The sequence below is a fragment of the Enterobacter cloacae complex sp. 418I7 genome (assembly GCF_050030705.1).
GTDB classification, from domain to species: Bacteria; Pseudomonadota; Gammaproteobacteria; order Enterobacterales; family Enterobacteriaceae; genus Enterobacter; species Enterobacter intestinihominis.
Window position 1 is genome coordinate 596,318 of the sequence record NZ_JBLGUU010000001.1, and the last position, 14,787, is coordinate 611,104.

Genomic DNA, 14,787 nt, shown 5'->3' on the forward strand with positions numbered 1-14,787 from the left:
GCGAGGAGAGCATCATGGAATTCTACGAGAATCGTTCAAAACGTCCGTTTATCGCGTTTGTCTGGGTAGCGAAAACGCTGCGTAACTGGTATCGCATCAACCGTACCCGCCGCATTCTGAGCCAGATGAGCGACGAGCAGCTCAAGGACGTTGGGTTATCGCGATATGATGTGTAAGCATAGGGTTGCCCGGTGGCGCTACGCTTACCGGGCCTACAGGAGACCGTAGGCCGGGTAAGGCGCAGCCGCCACCCGGCGGTTTTCAACTCAACAGCGCAAGCGTCTGCCGTTTCGGCCTTTCCAGCAGCTCAACCGCCTCCTGATATGACCGCACGTTGTTATAGCCCATCACCAGCCCGTAGCGTTTTCCTGATCCGCGATACCACACCGAAAGCGCATTAACCTGTAGTTGCTGTTCCTGCCAGCAGCGGGCGATCTCCCGGTCAGCGCTTCCCTTTGCGAGGAACGCGACAATATGCATCCCGCCGTCGTTTTGCTCGGTGAAAAACAGATCGCCATAGACCTCACGCAGGGCGGCAATCATCCAGTCGCGGCGGGTCTGATAGAGCGCGCGCATCTTTTTCAGATGACGGAAAAAATGCCCTTCGTTGAGAAACGCGGTGAGGATCTTTTGCGTCAGCACCGGCTGGCCGCTGGTGAGGATGTCCGCGCTGTCGGTAAACGCGCCGACGGTGCTGGCGGGCATCACCACGTAGCCCATGCGCAGTGAAGGCATAATGGTTTTGCTGAAGGTGCCCATAAAGATCACCCTGTCATGCCGATCGAGGCTTTTCAGCGACGGCAGCACTTTGCGGGTGTAGTGAAATTCCCCGTCGTAATCGTCTTCGATAATCCACGCCTCGTTTTGTGACGCCCAGTCGAGCAGCTGCTGCTTGCGCGGCAGGGAGAGCGTCACCGCCAGCGGACTCTGATGCGACGGGGTCACGATGGCAAAACGGGCGTCGCGATGATGACGGAGCAGGTAGTCCGTATCGATGCCGCAGCGATCAACCGGCACGGTGTGCAGGCGGGGCACGATCCGCTTGAGCAGCTGCTGGCCCATAAAATAGCCCGGATCCTCAAACACCACTTTGTCGCTGCGGCTGGCAAGCGTGTCGAGGATCAGGCGCAGGCTGCCGCTGTAGCCGCTGGTGATCAGTACCTGTTCGGCGGTGCAGGATAACCCGCGCGAGATATTGAGATAGCGGGCAATCGCCTCGCGCAGCGGATACCAGCCCAGCACCGGCGGGTTGAGCATTTCATCCTGACGCATGGCGCGCGTCGCCTGGCCCGCCAGCAGCAGCCATTTTTTATAGGGGAAGCTGTCAAGCGCGGGAATGCCGGGGCGCAGAAAACCGGCCCGTTCGCGCTGGCTAATCAACGACGCCGGCAGCGTGCCGGTCGCTTGTTCTGTGGGGGCGTGTTGCGCGGGCAGCAGAAGATCCGGGTTCACCCGCGTCCCGCGCGCGCCCTGGCTTACCAGATACCCTTCGCCCGTCAGAATGGCATACGCCGTCTCGACGGTTTTACGCGCCACCTTCAGCTCTTCGGCCAGCACGCGGATGGCAGGCACTTTATCGCCCGGCTTCAGCACGCCGCGCGTGATGTTGTCGCGATAGCGGGAATAAATCTCATGATAGCCCGGCTTCATGTCCTACCTCATTTCACGCTTTTTGTGTCTTTTTACTATGTCATTAACGGCGTAGATTTGCCTTATCGCATGAAAAAAACGGCACAAAAAGAGGAAAGACAATGAGCACCCGCGTAAACCACCACAAAGCCACACCTGCACTTGCCAACGCGCTTTCTGCCCTGAGCATGGAGGTGGCGAAAACCTCCATCGACCCGGCGCTTAAGCACCTTATCGACATTCGCGTATCGCAGCTGAACGGCTGCACCTTCTGTCTGGATATGCACTCGAAAGAGGCTAAAATCGCCGGTGAGCGCGAGCTGCGCCTGTACCATCTGGCGGCCTGGCGCGAGTCCCCGCTGTTTAGCGCCCGTGAAAAAGCGGCGCTGGCCTTCACCGAAGCGCTGACCCAGATTGGCGTACATGGCGTGAGCGATGCGCTGTACCGCAGCGTGGCGGAGCACTTCTCGGATGTCGAGATTTCAGAGCTGAACTTCGCCATCGTAGCGATCAACGCCTGGAACCGCCTGGGCATTACCTCCCGCATGGAGCCGGGCGCGCTGGATGCGGCTTACGGTCTGAACAAGGCTAACCTGGAATAATTCCGCGCTCGCGGATCATCGCCACCAGCGCCCGTAATCCAGGCGAGTGGGGGATTGGGGCGTTTATGGAGTCGAAGTCGATGGTGGGTTAAACCCTGCCCGGTGGCGCTACGCTTACCGGGCCTACATGAGCCCGTAGGCCGGATAAGCGCAGCGCCATCCGGCAAACACTTCGCTCCATACCGAAGCATTGTGGTTTTTCCTCCTGCATTCTCTCCACACCCTCACAACGGAGAGACACCCATGATCGCAGTCCTTTTTGAAGCCAAAGCGGAGCCTCATCATCAGGCGCGCTATCTGCAGCTTGCCGCTGAACTCAAGCCTTTGCTGGCGGACATCGACGGCTTTATTGATATAGAACGTTTTCAGAGCCTGAGCATCGACGGCAAAATCCTGTCCCTTTCCTGGTGGCGGGATGAAGAGGCCGTCCGCCGCTGGAAGCAGAATGTCTTCCATCAGGCCGCGCAGGCCGAAGGCCGGGAGTCGATTTTTTCTTTCTACCGTATTCGCGTGGCGCAGCTGGTGCGGGAGTACAGCTCCGAAACGGGAGGGCACGCGGATGTATGACGTTCACGTGATTTTTAGCGACAGGCCCGGCGAGCTGGCGCGCTTTGGACAGCTGTTAGGCCGCAACGGCGTGGGGCTGGAGGGGGGCGGCGTTTTCGGTACGGATGCCCATTTCCTGGTGGAGGACGGGGAAAAAGCCCGCCTTGTGCTGCTCGACGCCGGGTTTACCGTGCAGGCGCTGCGAAAGCCGGTGATCAGAAAGCTTAAGCAGGAGCGTCCTGGCGAGCTGGGCGAGATAGCGGCGGCGCTGGCCGCAAAGGGCGTGTCTATCCTGACTCAGTACAGCGACCACGCGAATCACCTTATTCTGCTGACGGATGATGATAAGCTGGCCGCTGAGATCACCACACCCTGGGCGACAAATGTTAAAGACGAGCTTACCCTCTGATAACAGCGCGATGCTGGAAAAGGCCATTGCCGCTGTAGCGGCTGCAATGGCCGATCCGTCGCGCGTGAAGATGCTCTGTGCGCTAATGGACGGGCGGGCGTGGACGGCCACCGAACTGAGTGCGGCGGCAGACGTTGCGCCGTCGACCGCCAGCGGGCATCTCGCCCGGCTGATGGACGGCAAACTGATTACCTGCCTGTCTCAGGGGCGGCATCGCTACTATCGTCTGGCGGGGCATGACGTGGCGGAGTTAGTCGAGCAGATGATGGGGCTCTCCTGGCGCCGCATTACCCCGCCGGAAACTACCGCGCCGAAAGCCATGCGGGAGGCGCGGACCTGCTATGACCATCTGGCGGGCGCGGTGGCGGTGCAGATCTACGATTTCATGCAGGCAGCAGGCTGGCTGGAGGTAGACGGTTCAGCGCTCACGCCGTATGGTCGGGAGCAGTTTCTGAAGCTCGGCGTTTCGTTAAGCGCTCATTCGCGCCGAAAAGCGTGCTGCGCCTGCCTGGACTGGAGCGAGCGGCGGTTTCATCTCGGAGGCGAAGCCGGCGCAGCGCTGCTTCTTTATCTGGAAAGCAAAGGGTGGATCCAGCGGGTGGCGGGGTACAGGGAGGTGGTTGTGACGGCTTCAGGACAGGGCGCCATCTCCAGACATTTTAGCCGCTAAACTCCGCTGCGGGCTGTGCCCTCACTCTGCCCCTCTCCCACAGGGCTGAGGGTTCCCCAGTAATTTTTTTATGCAGAAGCTATAAAGTTGCTTTCTAAATGACTGAGGGCTGTCAGCGATGCCCTGGTCCGGCTGTAAATCGCTGAGGCGTTTGCCTTCCGGCCGGGGCGAGGCGCAGGGATGCGCCGAGAGGGCGGCTTTACAGGGACGTTGCCTCCGCCCGTACCCGATAAGCCGGAAGGAATAAGCCGAGGGCACCGCGAAGCGGCGATTTACCGCCGGGAGCCCGGGTCGCCAGGGTGGTGGCGACTGAGCCACCCTGGCACGTTCACCGGTCATGTCGTTACAGAGTAGCAAGGAACATAAAGTGAACGGAATGACCACCACCGCCGTATGTTCCCCTCACCCTAACCCTCTCCCCGGAGGGGCGAGGGGATTGCTCAGTGCTCGCATTAATTTGTGGGGAACCCTCAGCCCACAGGGAGAGGGGGAATCTCATTTCGCAATTCCTGCGCTTTAACTTCTCGTTTCTTGATACTTACCCTGATAACTATTATCGTGACCGCGTGTGACGAGAGGTTTCCCCATGAGTGAAGAAGAACTGTTTAGCCGCAGGCCGATGGGCATGCGGATGGCGATGATCGTGCGCCAGTGGCGTGCCGTCATTGACGACGCCATTCTCGATACCGGGTTAACACAGTCGAGCTGGACGGTGATGATGCAGCTGCATCAGCTCGGGGATAACGTCTCGGTGAGTGAGCTGGCGGAGGTGCAGGGCATTGAACTGCCGCCGCTAATGCGCACCCTGACACAGCTGGAAAAACAGGGTTACCTGCTGCGCACCGTCTCGCCGTATGACAAGCGCATCCGGCTTCTGACGCTGACGCCTGAGGGAAAAGCTGTACTTAACAGGCTCACCCAGGTAATTGAGACGCTTCAGACGCGCGTATCGCAAAACATCGCGCCTGAACATCTCGACATTTTCAGCGCCACCCTGAATCAAATCGCCTGCAATTTGCGGACAATCCGCGAAGAAGATAACAAGACCGAAAAATAATGACTCCTGAACAAAAGTTTGCCCGCTGGGTAAGGATAAGTATTGCCTCTTTCCTGCTGATGTTTGTCTACTTTATCGTCGCGGATATCTGGATCCCGCTGACGCCGGATTCCACCGTGATGCGCGTGGTGACGCCGGTGTCTGCCCGTGTCTCCGGCTATGTGGCGGCGGTCCATGTCCACAACAATAGCCAGGTGAAGAAAGGCGATCTGCTGTTTGAGCTCGACGACACCCCGTTTCGCAATAAAGTGGAAGCGGCGCAGATCGCGCTCGAGCAGGCTCGCCTTTCCAACGAACAACTGGACGCGCAGATCGCCGCCGCGCAGGCCAGCCTGAAGACCGCCGTGCTGACCGCGCGTAACGACAAAGTGACTTTCGACCGCTACCAGAAACTGAGCACCCTGCAGAACGTGTCGCAGGCGGATCTGGATAAGGTCCGCACTACCTGGCAGAGCAGCGAGCAGTCCGTCAGCTCGATTCAGGCGAATATTCATAACCTGCGCATTCAGCGCGGCGAGCGGAATGAACACCGTAACGTGACGCTGCAAAAATACCGTAACGCGCTGGATGAAGCGGAGCTGAATCTTGGCTGGACGAAGGTCTACGCCGAGGCGGACGGCACGGTGAGTAATCTGCAATTAAGCCCCGGTTTTTACGCCTCGTCCGGTTCGGCAGCGCTGGCGCTGGTGAATACGCAGACGGATATTGTGGCGGATTTCCGCGAGAAGAGCCTGCGTCATACCCACCAGGGGACCGACGCCGCCGTGGTGTTTGACGCCTTTCCGGGACGGGTTTTCCGCGCCCACGTGACCAGCAGTGACGCGGGGATCCTCGCCGGTCAGGAAGCCGTTAACGGTCAACTTTCTGAACCGGAAACCTCTAACCGCTGGGTGCGCGATGCCCAGCGAATGCGCATTCACGTGGCGCTGGACGAAGCCTTACCGAAGTCGCTGCCGACCGGCGCGCGCGCCACCGTGCAGCTCTACAACAGCGAAGGGCCCTTTGCGCGCTTCTTCTCCGGGATGCAAATCCATCTGGTGAGCCTGCTTCACTATGTCTATTAGCACCCTGGCGCGGGTATTTACCCCGCACGGCAACATCGTCTACACGGCAAACGACTTCCGCCAGACTCTGCGCATTGTCTTTGCCGGGATGATTGCGCTCAGTATTTCGAGCTTCTACAACACCAGCTACGGCGTGTTTTTTGTGGTCTACCCGATCATGCTGCTGTCGCTGGTGCCGGTGTTTAACCGCCACGTGGCGAAGCAGTTTATCTTCAGCGCATCGCTCAACTGCGTCGAAATGGTGATCATCATCGGCTTTCTGTCGCAATGGCCGGTCATTATGACGCTGGTGGTCTTTGCCCTGTACGTGATGCGCTTTCGTTTTATGAGCAAGGGGCCGCTGTTTCTGTTCGGTTCGATGGGCGTGGTGTGCCAGAGCGTAATGCTCAACTTTATGAGCTACCCCACCACCAACTGGCACACGCTTTTGTTCTCCAACATTGAAGCGAGTGTGATGGCGGTGTGTCTGAGCGCGCTGATGAATTACCTGCTGCCGGACGTGGAGCCACGTAAGCCGCCGCCGCTGATAGAGAAAGACGATGCCCGCGTGCGCCACGAGTCGCTGCTCTCCGGCACCGTGGCGACGCTGATTTTCGTGGTATTTCAGATGAGCGACTTAAGCGATTCGCTCTCGGCACTGATGGCGGGCATTCTGATCCTGTTCCCGATGCACTACCGCGGCGCGGTCATGAGCTCCATCTGGCGCGTGGTCGGCGTGGTGCTGGGCTGTCTCTATATCCTCGTCGTTCAGCTTATCCTGTACGATCACAGCAGCCATATGCTGCTGATGATGCCGCTGATCGGCCTCGGGCTGGCATTTGGCGCGCGCCTGCACGTGATGGAGAAGGTCGGGGCCGGGGTGGGATTTTCCAGCATTACCACCATCGGCATTATGTTCGGGCAAAACATGCATCCGGACAGCGATCTGGTGTTCAGCGATCTGTACCGCATCACCTCCGTTACCTTCGCGCTGGTGGTCACGCTGACGATGGTCTTTCTGGTGCACCTGATCCTGAACCGCTTCGAGGCGACGCGCTACGTTATCGCGCCGCCAAAAGCGGATTAATGCCCCAGCACGGCGGGCAACTGAGAAAGTAAAAACAGGATCAGGCCAATCGTTCCGCCTACCAGGGTACCGTTTACGCGAATGAACTGAAGATCTTTACCGATATTGAGTTCTATCTGGCGTGACATATCTTTGGCGTCCCAGCTTTTCACCGTGTCGCTGATATGGCGCGTCAGGAATGCCGCAAAATCCGGCGCGACGCGGTGCGCGGCCTGCTCCAGATGCTCGTTCAGCGACGCACGCAGGCTGGCGTCGTTGGTCAGCGTTTCGCCAAACCACAGCCCGGCGTTGGCGATACGCTGCTTCACGCGGGAATCATCGCTCTGCATGTCATTTTTCAGCCACTGGCGCAGGTCAGCCCACATTTCCCCCAGATAGCGGTTAAAGGCTTCGTCATTCTTCAGGTAGTGTTTGATATTCTCGGCTTTTGCCGTCATCTCCGGATCGTTTTTCAGATTGTCGATGAACTTGATCGTGGCGCGGTCAAACGCCTGACGGATCTGGTGCGTGCGGTCGTGGCTGATATCGTCCAGCAGCGTGTTCACCGCGTTCGACACCATCTCCGCGCTTTGATCGCCCAGCCACTCGGTGGGCAGCACCATCGCCTTGCGCGGATGCTCGGTCTTAAGCCAGTGGACGATCTGGTCGGCAATAAATTCCCGCGTGCTTTCCCGCTGAATCAGGGTAATCAGGCGGTTGATGATGGCGTCCAGCAGCACCTGGTGACGGTTGTTTTTGGTCATGCTTTCCAGCATGACGGCGCTGGTCTCGGTTAAATCGACCTTGTCGATAGCCTTATGCACCGCGCGTTTGAGCAGGCGCTGAATGCGCCCGTCGTCAGTCAGCTCAAGAAAACCGCTCATCACCTGCATCAAATGCAGCCCGACGCGCTGGGCGTTGTCGGGCTTGCTGAACCAGGCACCAATCATCTGGGCCGGCTCGTAGCGGCGAATTAATGCGACCAGCGACTGGGTATCCAGAAACTTTTCCTGCACGAACTGGCCAAGATTGTCGCCGATGCGGTCCTTATTGCGCGGGATAATCGCCGTATGGCGCGAGATAAAGGGAATTGGCACCCGGCGGAACAGCGCGACAACGGCAAACCAGTCCGCCAGCGCGCCGACCATCGCCGCCTCGGCAATAGCTTTTGCGCCGCGTACCCAGAAGGTTTGCGGCAGGAACAGGGTAGTGATAAAGGCCGCAGCGGCAATCAGCAGCAGCGACAGCGCGAGAAGCTTGGCGCGTTTGAGTTCGGTATGTTTTTCCATGGGTTAAGGATAGAGGGATACGGGGGAAAAGTGCAAAAACCGCCACAGCACCCACCCACCAAACCCCATCAATACCACCCCCGCCGTGCGCTCTATCAGCCAGAGCGAACGGCTGAGCTTTCGCTGAACCGCCGGTAACCCCATCAGCGACACCAGCGCAAAATCCCATACCAGTACTACCATCACCATCCAGACGCCGCAGGTCGCCTGCTGAAGTAGCGTGACGTCCGGCCCGAGTAACGCCGTCATCAGCGCCAGGTAGAACAACGCGTTTTTGGGATTCAACAGCGCCGAACCCAGCCCCAGCAGGATCTGCTTACGCAGCGAGGGGCAGCGCTCATGTGTTTCATTTAGCGCCAGCGTCTGCGGTCGGCTGCGTACAAGATGCGAGCCGATCCAGAGCAAATACAGTGCGCCGGATAATTCAATCAACGTGAACAGCCACGCGAACTGACGCAGCGCGCTCCATCCCATAATGACCAGCAAAATGTAAAGCCCGTTTCCTGCCGCTATCCCGATGCACAATCCGGCGCTGCCGCGCAGTCGGTAGCGGGCGGCGTAGCCCATCAGCAGGAAGAAATCCGGGCCCGGGCTTAACAGGGCAACAAAATGCGCCAGCGCCAGGGCGAGAAAAGCGGAAGGGAAGAACAGTTCCATAGCGACCTCTGAAAGCAAAACTGGGGCCAGACTACGAAAACACAGAACCTATTTATTGTCTGATATTGATCGGCCCGTAGCGTACTGGCGCGGTGTGGCGGCGGTGTAGCGCACAAAGGTCTTATGAAAATGGCTCTGGTCGGCAAACCCGCTCTGGTAGCCGACATCGGCGATATCATCCCCGGCACGCAGCCGCGCTTTGGCGTACTCTACGCGGAAGATATTGAGGAAGCTGCCAGGCGTCAGGCCCGTGTCCTTCTTGAAGGTACGGATCAGCGTCTCCTTTCGCAGCGAGAAACGTTGCGCAAGTGCGTCGAGGGAAGGCGGGCTGGAAAGACTGGAAAGAAATGCCTGCTGAACCTGCTGGCTGGTTGATCCAGGCTTTTCTGCCTCATCCATGCAATGGGGAAGGGCAGCAAGCAGCCTGTCCACGGACGCAGGGGACATCCTCTCAACAACTTCCCGGTAATACATAAACAGCGTAGCGTTGCGAATCACCTGAACCGCAAGGGGAAGGTCCGTATCGATATAAAGCATATGATAACTACGCGGCTGCCCGGCAACAGGGTTGCAGCTGTGTGGGACATAAGCCGGGATCACAATCAGGTCCCCGGGCTGGAGGATGTATTCTCTGCCATTACACACGCAGCATGTCTGGCCTTCCACAATTGCGCCGATGGAGAGCTGAGGGTGGCAATGGCGTTTGTACGCCTGCATGCTCTGCCACGTGCTGCGTAGTTCAAGGCCCGAGGCGCGGTGAAAGGTCTGACGGATGTGGCGGGTATCGGTCATAGCAACTCCTTATGAAGGTTTTTTATACCACGCCAGCCACGGTATGGCATCGCTTTACTCAGAACCTTCCGGATATACCCAACTTTACGTCCATAGCCAGTCATGTTGACTACCCTTAATACCCTAAGCGGTAAAACATGGAGATTCGATATGGCTTATCAGACAGTAAATCCTGCCACTAACCAGCTCATCAAAGAATATCCCTCCCACACTGACGCAGATGTTGAAGCGGCGCTGAAGGCAGCCGATGCGCTCTATCACTCCGACTGGGCGAAAGGCGACATAAGCCAGCGCCTGCCGGTGCTGCATAAGCTGGCGGACCTGATCGACGAACGCGTGGAGGAGCTGGCGAAAATCGCCAGCCAGGAGATGGGTAAGCTCATCGAACAGAGCCGCGGCGAGGTGAAGCTGTGCGCGCAAATCGCCCGCTACTATGCGGACAACGCGAAGCAGTTCCTGGCCCCGGTGAAGTATGACTCTGAACTCGGGGAAGCATGGGTTGAACATCACCCCATCGGCGTGCTGATGGCCGTCGAACCATGGAACTTCCCGTACTATCAGCTGATGCGCGTTCTGGCGCCAAACCTGGCGGCGGGTAACCCTGTCATCGCTAAACACGCCAGCATTGTGCCGCACTGTGCGGAAACCTTCGCCCATCTGGTGCGTGAGGCGGGCGCGCCGGAAGGGGCGTGGACCAACCTGTTTATCTCGTCCGATCAGGTGGCGAACATCATCGCTGACGATCGCGTACAGGGCGCGGCGCTAACCGGTTCAGAAAAAGCGGGCAGCGTGGTAGCGGCCCAGGCGGCGAAGCATATTAAGAAATCCACGCTGGAGCTTGGCGGTAACGACGTATTCGTGGTGCTCGACGATGCGGACCTGGATAAAGCGGTGAAGATCGGCGTTAACGCGCGGCTCAACAACGCCGGGCAGGTCTGTACCGCGGCGAAGCGCTTTATCCTGCATGAAAAGATTGCCGATGCCTTCCTGAGCAAATTCACCGAGGCATTTAAGCAGGTGAAGATTGGCGATCCGCTGGACGAAAGCACCACGCTGGGGCCGCTGTCCTCTAAAGACGCGCTCGACACGTTGACCAAACAGGTTAACGAGGCGGTGAAAAACGGCGCTACGCTGCACTATGGCGGCAAACCTGTGCAGCGAGACGGGAGCTTCTTTGAGCCGACCATCCTGACCAACATCTCACGCGACAACCCGGCGTACTTCGAAGAGTTCTTTGGCCCGGTAGCGCAGATTTACGTGGTGAAAAACGACGACGAGGCGGTCGCGCTGGCGAACGACTCCCACTACGGCCTGGGCGGAGCGGTGTTCAGCCAGGATATTGAGCGCGCGAAGAAGATGGCATCGCGTATTGAGACCGGGATGGTGTACATCAACTGGCTCACCGATACGGCGGCAGAACTGCCGTTCGGCGGCGTAAAACGTTCGGGTTACGGACGCGAGCTGTCGGACCTGGGGATCAAAGAGTTTGTGAACCAGAAGCTGGTGGTCGTTCGCAAGTAATGTCGGACATAAAAAAACCTGCCATCCGGCAGGTTTTTTTATTAACAGTCTCATCGCCTTTTTTGCCTGGTGGCGCTGCGCTTACCCGGCCTACAAGGTGCAATAATATTCATAAATTGCACCCTTCATTGTAGGCCCGTGCAAGCGTAGCGCCGCCGGGCGAAACGGGCAAACAGGCTTAGAAGGACACGCCACCGCCAACATATGCGCCGTCAATCAGCGTGTGGTTAGGACGACCGTCTTTACCATCAACGCTCACGTGACGATAACCCACCTTCAGCGTCACCGGCTTCACTGGCGTCCAGCTTACGCCACCATTCGCTTCAACGTAGTTTTTCACGCTGTTGTTCAGGCCGTCTGGCGCAACGTAGCCTTCACCGAATACCCTGATGCTGTCGGTCAGGGCAACGTTCACACCGCCGCCGACCGGGAACGCCACGCCGTTATCGCCTTTTTTCGGGCCAACGTAGAGGGCCTTAGCGCCTGCGTTCAGCATCACCGGGCCGACTTCAAAGTTGTAGCCTGCTCCTACGCCACCGGTTGTGGTGCCGTCATCTGTGTTTTTCAGCCAGCTACCTTCGGTGTACAGACCGGAGGTTGATTTCCCCATTTCCACATTCAGGTTGGTAAAGTTTTTACCCTGCTCAATGCTGCCGCCCATGGCCAGTGCGGAGCCCGATACGGCAGTCAGAGCGGAAAGAAGGAGAACGTTGAGCTTTTTCATGAGTTTTTCCTCGTCATCAAATTAATCTGAGGGCACCTTAACAAGAGCTGTTTATCTCTGCAAATACGATGCTTGTCACGTTTTTATGCTGTTTTTGTTTTGTTTTTGAATTTTAAATGTTGTTCGAATGTTGACCCGGCAAGGAGTCAATACGTAATGCATTCGCGTTTAGGAAGGGTTCAGGATTCTCATTAAACGTACGCTGAACGGGTCGGAAAAATTAGTTCAGGATGAATTAATTGAATTTCTAATAATTTCTAAAAGTGTTTCAGTTGTCACAGATAAAGACACAGGTTTACATTTCTGGAGGTGGCTATACGCCCCGTCGTGCCGAACCGCTTTCACCATGTCATTTTTCTGACACGTTTCTTCATTACGTTGTTGGCTTCACTTACTGGGTGCTAACACTATGAAAAGAAAAATCATTCCTGTGCTAATTGGTTGTGCGCTTTCTTTCTCTGGCCTGGCGGCACAGCCAACCGCGGAGCGTTACGTCGTCAGTTTTCCCGAAGGCGCGCATGTCAAATACAGCGGTGCGTTTGCCAGCGCGTTTCCGAACGGGCTGCCTGTGGGGATTGGCTCTGGCCTGCTGTTTACGGGCAAGCAGGGCGATGCCTTGACGTTTACGACCGTGACCGATCGCGGTCCTAACGCGGATTCGCCAAAAATGGGGAAAAATGACGCTAAAATCTTTGTTACCCCGGATTTCGCCCCGCTGCTAATGACGATCCGCGTGCAAAACGGTAAAGCGGAGGCCGTGGACGCGCGTCCTTTGCATGACGATAAAGGCGAAATCAACGGTCTGCCGCTGCAAAGTGGCGTGATTGGTTCCACCAATGAAATCGCGCTAAGCGACACTTTAAAAGTGCTGAAAGGCGATAACCGCGGGCTGGATACGGAAGGCATCACGCCGGACGGGAAGGGCGGCTACTGGCTGTGCGATGAGTATGGCCCGTTCCTGATTAATATTGACAGTAAAGGGAAAATCCTCGCGATCCACGGCCCACAGGCGGCGGAAGGGGAGAAATCCATCGCGGGCGGTCTGCCAAATGTTATCAAATGGCGCCAGGCAAACCGGGGATTTGAAGGCCTGACCCGCATGCCGGACGGACGTATTATCGCCGCTGTCCAGAGTACGTTGGATATCGACGGGAAGAGCAAAAAGCAGGCGCTGTTTACGCGACTGGTCAGCTTCGATCCGGCGACCGGAAAAACCGCGATGTACGGCTACCCTGTCGACAGCGCGGCCTACAGCAAAAACAGCGACGCCAAAATCGGCGATATCGTGGCGCTGGATAACCACACTATCCTGCTGATTGAACAGGGCGAAGATAAAAACGACGCAATGCGTAACCTCATCTACAGGGTGGATCTGAGCAAGGCGAGCGATCTGGCCGCCTTCGACAAGCCGGGCGAATACCCGGAATTTGACGATGAGAAAACGCTGGCGCAGCGCGGCATTACACTTGCGGAAAAAACGCAGGTGGTCGATCTGCGTGCGCTGGGCTGGCAGCAGGAAAAGGCCGAAGGGCTGGCGCTGATTGACGACAAAACGCTGGCGGTGGCGAACGATAATGACTTTGGCGTGAAGGTGGCGATGCACAACCCGGCCGAGGGCAAGAAGCTCAAGGATTATCGGGTGAACGCGGAAGGCAAGCTGACGCTGGATGACAAAGCGGTTGAAACTACCCTCAGCGTCAAGCCGCTGAAGAAGCCGGAGTCCGACAGCGAGCTGTGGATTGTGACGCTGCCGGAGGCGTTGAAATAATATTGGGCTTTACCCCTCACCCTGGCCCTCTCCCCACAGGGGAGAGGGGAAGCAAGGCGGTTATTTCTGTAGTCCCGCAAACGCTGCCCGAATTTCCTCTTCCGGCAGCTGTATTCCAATAAACACCATCACGCTGTGCGGCGGTTCATCGCCCCACGGACGATCCCAGTCGGCGCTGTACAGGCGCTGCACGCCCTGGAACAGCAGGCGGTTCGGCTCGCCGTCGATCCACAGCATTCCTTTATAGCGCAGCAGATTGTCGGCAAACGACAGCAGCAGGTTCTCCATCACGCGCGAGACCTCGCTGATGTCCACCGGGTAGTCCAGCTCCACCACAATCGACGCTACGTCGTTTTGCTTGTCTGCCATAAAGTGGAAGCGCGGTTTCGCGGTGACGTTCTCCTCCAGCATAAAGCCGTTGGTGTTGAACAGCTGAGACAGGTCGATATCGCCGTGCGTCACGGTATAAATGGGTGCGCGCGAGTTGATGCGCGTCAGGCGCTCACGCAGTTTTTCGCTTTCACCCGCCACGTCGGTTTTGGTCAGCAGAATGCGGTCGGCGTAGCCAATCTGAGACTGGGCGATGGTGAACTGGTTCATCTGCTCGTCGGCGTGTACCGCATCCACCAGCGCGACGACGCCGTCCAGCAGGTAGCGCTGGCACAGAATGTCGTGGGAGAAAAAGGTCTGAATAATCGGGCCGGGGTCGGCCATGCCCGTGCACTCGATCACCAGACGGTCGAAGACGATGTCACCGCGATCGCGGCTGTCGAGCAGGTCCAGCAGGGCGTCTTCTAATTCACTGGAGCGGGTGCAGCAGATGCAGCCGTTGGTCAGGGTTTTGATCTGCGTGGCGCGGTCGCCAATCAGCTGATCGTCAACGGAGACTTCGCCAAATTCGTTTTCAATGACGGCGATTTTGAAGCCGTGCTGTTCATTCAGGATGTGGCGCAGCAGGGTGGTTTTACCGGCGCCGAGAAAACCGGTCAGCAGGGTAACGGCAATCGGGGTCAT

At 57.6% G+C, this 14,787-nt stretch carries 16 protein-coding genes; 10 read left to right on the forward strand and 6 right to left on the reverse strand.

Annotated elements, in window-relative coordinates; translation table 11 throughout:
• The first annotated feature begins 14 nt into the window (after positions 1–14).
• Positions 15–176 carry a DUF1127 domain-containing protein gene (locus ACQG0S_RS02865; protein ID WP_003863073.1) on the forward strand — a complete coding sequence of 54 codons (162 nt, stop codon included), beginning with the start codon at positions 15–17 and terminating at the stop codon, positions 174–176.
• 85 nt (positions 177–261) lie between these two features.
• Here the strand turns inward: ACQG0S_RS02865 and ACQG0S_RS02870 are convergent, their stop codons facing one another.
• On the reverse strand, positions 262–1,650 hold the full coding sequence (locus ACQG0S_RS02870; RefSeq protein WP_169440920.1) for a PLP-dependent aminotransferase family protein: 1,389 nt from the start codon (positions 1,648–1,650) through the stop codon (positions 262–264).
• Between the two features lie 101 nt (positions 1,651–1,751).
• Here ACQG0S_RS02870 and ACQG0S_RS02875 point away from each other — a divergent pair, with 101 nt between their 5' ends.
• The 7 genes from ACQG0S_RS02875 (at position 1,752) to ACQG0S_RS02905 (ending at position 7,043) form a co-directional block, all read left to right on the forward strand.
• The gene (locus ACQG0S_RS02875) at positions 1,752–2,231 is read left to right on the forward strand and encodes a carboxymuconolactone decarboxylase family protein (protein ID WP_022646934.1); all 480 of its coding nucleotides are present in this window, start codon (positions 1,752–1,754) and stop codon (positions 2,229–2,231) included.
• A gap of 243 nt (positions 2,232–2,474) precedes the next feature.
• A complete protein-coding gene (locus ACQG0S_RS02880) occupies positions 2,475–2,798 on the forward strand; it encodes an antibiotic biosynthesis monooxygenase family protein (RefSeq protein WP_038415232.1) in 324 nt (107 codons plus the stop codon).
• Positions 2,791–3,186, forward strand: coding sequence for an amino acid-binding protein (locus ACQG0S_RS02885; protein ID WP_048966087.1), 396 nt, complete (start codon positions 2,791–2,793; stop codon positions 3,184–3,186). The genes ACQG0S_RS02880 and ACQG0S_RS02885 overlap by 8 nt, the downstream gene beginning before the upstream one ends.
• Entirely contained in the window at positions 3,161–3,856 is a 696-nt protein-coding gene (locus tag ACQG0S_RS02890; protein ID WP_063138025.1) for an ArsR/SmtB family transcription factor, read from the forward strand. The genes ACQG0S_RS02885 and ACQG0S_RS02890 overlap by 26 nt, the downstream gene beginning before the upstream one ends.
• A 586-nt stretch (positions 3,857–4,442) precedes the next feature.
• Positions 4,443–4,913: a MarR family winged helix-turn-helix transcriptional regulator gene (locus ACQG0S_RS02895; RefSeq protein WP_022646938.1), complete on the forward strand. Its 471-nt coding sequence runs from the start codon at positions 4,443–4,445 to the stop codon at positions 4,911–4,913.
• Positions 4,910–5,977, forward strand: coding sequence for an HlyD family secretion protein (locus ACQG0S_RS02900; protein ID WP_155024500.1), 1,068 nt, complete (start codon positions 4,910–4,912; stop codon positions 5,975–5,977). Before ACQG0S_RS02895 ends, ACQG0S_RS02900 begins: the two co-directional genes overlap by 4 nt.
• The gene (locus tag ACQG0S_RS02905) at positions 5,967–7,043 is read left to right on the forward strand and encodes a DUF2955 domain-containing protein (protein ID WP_022646940.1); all 1,077 of its coding nucleotides are present in this window, start codon (positions 5,967–5,969) and stop codon (positions 7,041–7,043) included. Before ACQG0S_RS02900 ends, ACQG0S_RS02905 begins: the two co-directional genes overlap by 11 nt.
• On the opposite strand, the gene ACQG0S_RS02910 is transcribed toward ACQG0S_RS02905, so the two are convergent.
• Genes ACQG0S_RS02910 through ACQG0S_RS02920 form a run of 3 tightly spaced genes read right to left on the reverse strand, consistent with a single transcriptional unit; the run spans position 7,040 to position 9,760 of the window.
• Positions 7,040–8,311: a DUF445 domain-containing protein gene (locus ACQG0S_RS02910; RefSeq protein ID WP_169440922.1), complete on the reverse strand. Its 1,272-nt coding sequence runs from the start codon at positions 8,309–8,311 to the stop codon at positions 7,040–7,042. The genes ACQG0S_RS02905 and ACQG0S_RS02910 overlap by 4 nt on opposite strands.
• Positions 8,312–8,314: 3 nt before the next feature.
• Positions 8,315–8,968, reverse strand: coding sequence for a LysE family translocator (locus ACQG0S_RS02915; protein WP_022646942.1), 654 nt, complete (start codon positions 8,966–8,968; stop codon positions 8,315–8,317).
• 48 nt (positions 8,969–9,016) lie between these two features.
• A complete protein-coding gene (locus ACQG0S_RS02920) occupies positions 9,017–9,760 on the reverse strand; it encodes a helix-turn-helix domain-containing protein (RefSeq protein WP_063137966.1) in 744 nt (247 codons plus the stop codon).
• A 150-nt stretch (positions 9,761–9,910) separates the two neighbouring features.
• Here ACQG0S_RS02920 and ACQG0S_RS02925 point away from each other — a divergent pair, with 150 nt between their 5' ends.
• On the forward strand, positions 9,911–11,281 hold the full coding sequence (locus tag ACQG0S_RS02925) for an NAD-dependent succinate-semialdehyde dehydrogenase (RefSeq protein WP_023305391.1): 1,371 nt from the start codon (positions 9,911–9,913) through the stop codon (positions 11,279–11,281).
• Between the two features lie 178 nt (positions 11,282–11,459).
• Here the strand turns inward: ACQG0S_RS02925 and ACQG0S_RS02930 are convergent, their stop codons facing one another.
• Positions 11,460–12,005 (reverse strand): YfaZ family outer membrane protein, encoded by a 546-nt coding sequence (locus tag ACQG0S_RS02930; protein ID WP_023299248.1) that lies wholly within the window; start codon positions 12,003–12,005, stop codon positions 11,460–11,462.
• A 409-nt stretch (positions 12,006–12,414) separates the two neighbouring features.
• Between ACQG0S_RS02930 and ACQG0S_RS02935 the strand changes: the two genes are divergently transcribed.
• Complete coding sequence (locus ACQG0S_RS02935) at positions 12,415–13,773, forward strand: esterase-like activity of phytase family protein (RefSeq protein ID WP_048965820.1); 1,359 nt, start codon at positions 12,415–12,417, stop codon at positions 13,771–13,773.
• Positions 13,774–13,833: 60 nt separating this feature from the next.
• On the opposite strand, the gene yjiA is transcribed toward ACQG0S_RS02935, so the two are convergent.
• Complete coding sequence (yjiA, locus tag ACQG0S_RS02940) at positions 13,834–14,787, reverse strand: GTPase (protein ID WP_048965821.1); 954 nt, start codon at positions 14,785–14,787, stop codon at positions 13,834–13,836.

Coding starts and splice junctions, on each gene's coding strand:
- ACQG0S_RS02865 (WP_003863073.1), top strand. CDS start 15: ATGGAATTCTACGAGAATCGTTCAAAACGTCCGTTTATCGCGTTTGTC.
- ACQG0S_RS02870 (WP_169440920.1), bottom strand. CDS start 1,650: ATGAAGCCGGGCTATCATGAGATTTATTCCCGCTATCGCGACAACATC.
- ACQG0S_RS02875 (WP_022646934.1), top strand. CDS start 1,752: ATGAGCACCCGCGTAAACCACCACAAAGCCACACCTGCACTTGCCAAC.
- ACQG0S_RS02880 (WP_038415232.1), top strand. CDS start 2,475: ATGATCGCAGTCCTTTTTGAAGCCAAAGCGGAGCCTCATCATCAGGCG.
- ACQG0S_RS02885 (WP_048966087.1), top strand. CDS start 2,791: ATGTATGACGTTCACGTGATTTTTAGCGACAGGCCCGGCGAGCTGGCG.
- ACQG0S_RS02890 (WP_063138025.1), top strand. CDS start 3,161: ATGTTAAAGACGAGCTTACCCTCTGATAACAGCGCGATGCTGGAAAAG.
- ACQG0S_RS02895 (WP_022646938.1), top strand. CDS start 4,443: ATGAGTGAAGAAGAACTGTTTAGCCGCAGGCCGATGGGCATGCGGATG.
- ACQG0S_RS02905 (WP_022646940.1), top strand. CDS start 5,967: ATGTCTATTAGCACCCTGGCGCGGGTATTTACCCCGCACGGCAACATC.
- ACQG0S_RS02910 (WP_169440922.1), bottom strand. CDS start 8,311: ATGGAAAAACATACCGAACTCAAACGCGCCAAGCTTCTCGCGCTGTCG.
- ACQG0S_RS02915 (WP_022646942.1), bottom strand. CDS start 8,968: ATGGAACTGTTCTTCCCTTCCGCTTTTCTCGCCCTGGCGCTGGCGCAT.
- ACQG0S_RS02920 (WP_063137966.1), bottom strand. CDS start 9,760: ATGACCGATACCCGCCACATCCGTCAGACCTTTCACCGCGCCTCGGGC.
- ACQG0S_RS02925 (WP_023305391.1), top strand. CDS start 9,911: ATGGCTTATCAGACAGTAAATCCTGCCACTAACCAGCTCATCAAAGAA.
- ACQG0S_RS02930 (WP_023299248.1), bottom strand. CDS start 12,005: ATGAAAAAGCTCAACGTTCTCCTTCTTTCCGCTCTGACTGCCGTATCG.
- ACQG0S_RS02935 (WP_048965820.1), top strand. CDS start 12,415: ATGAAAAGAAAAATCATTCCTGTGCTAATTGGTTGTGCGCTTTCTTTC.
- yjiA (WP_048965821.1), bottom strand. CDS start 14,787: ATGACCCCGATTGCCGTTACCCTGCTGACCGGTTTTCTCGGCGCCGGT.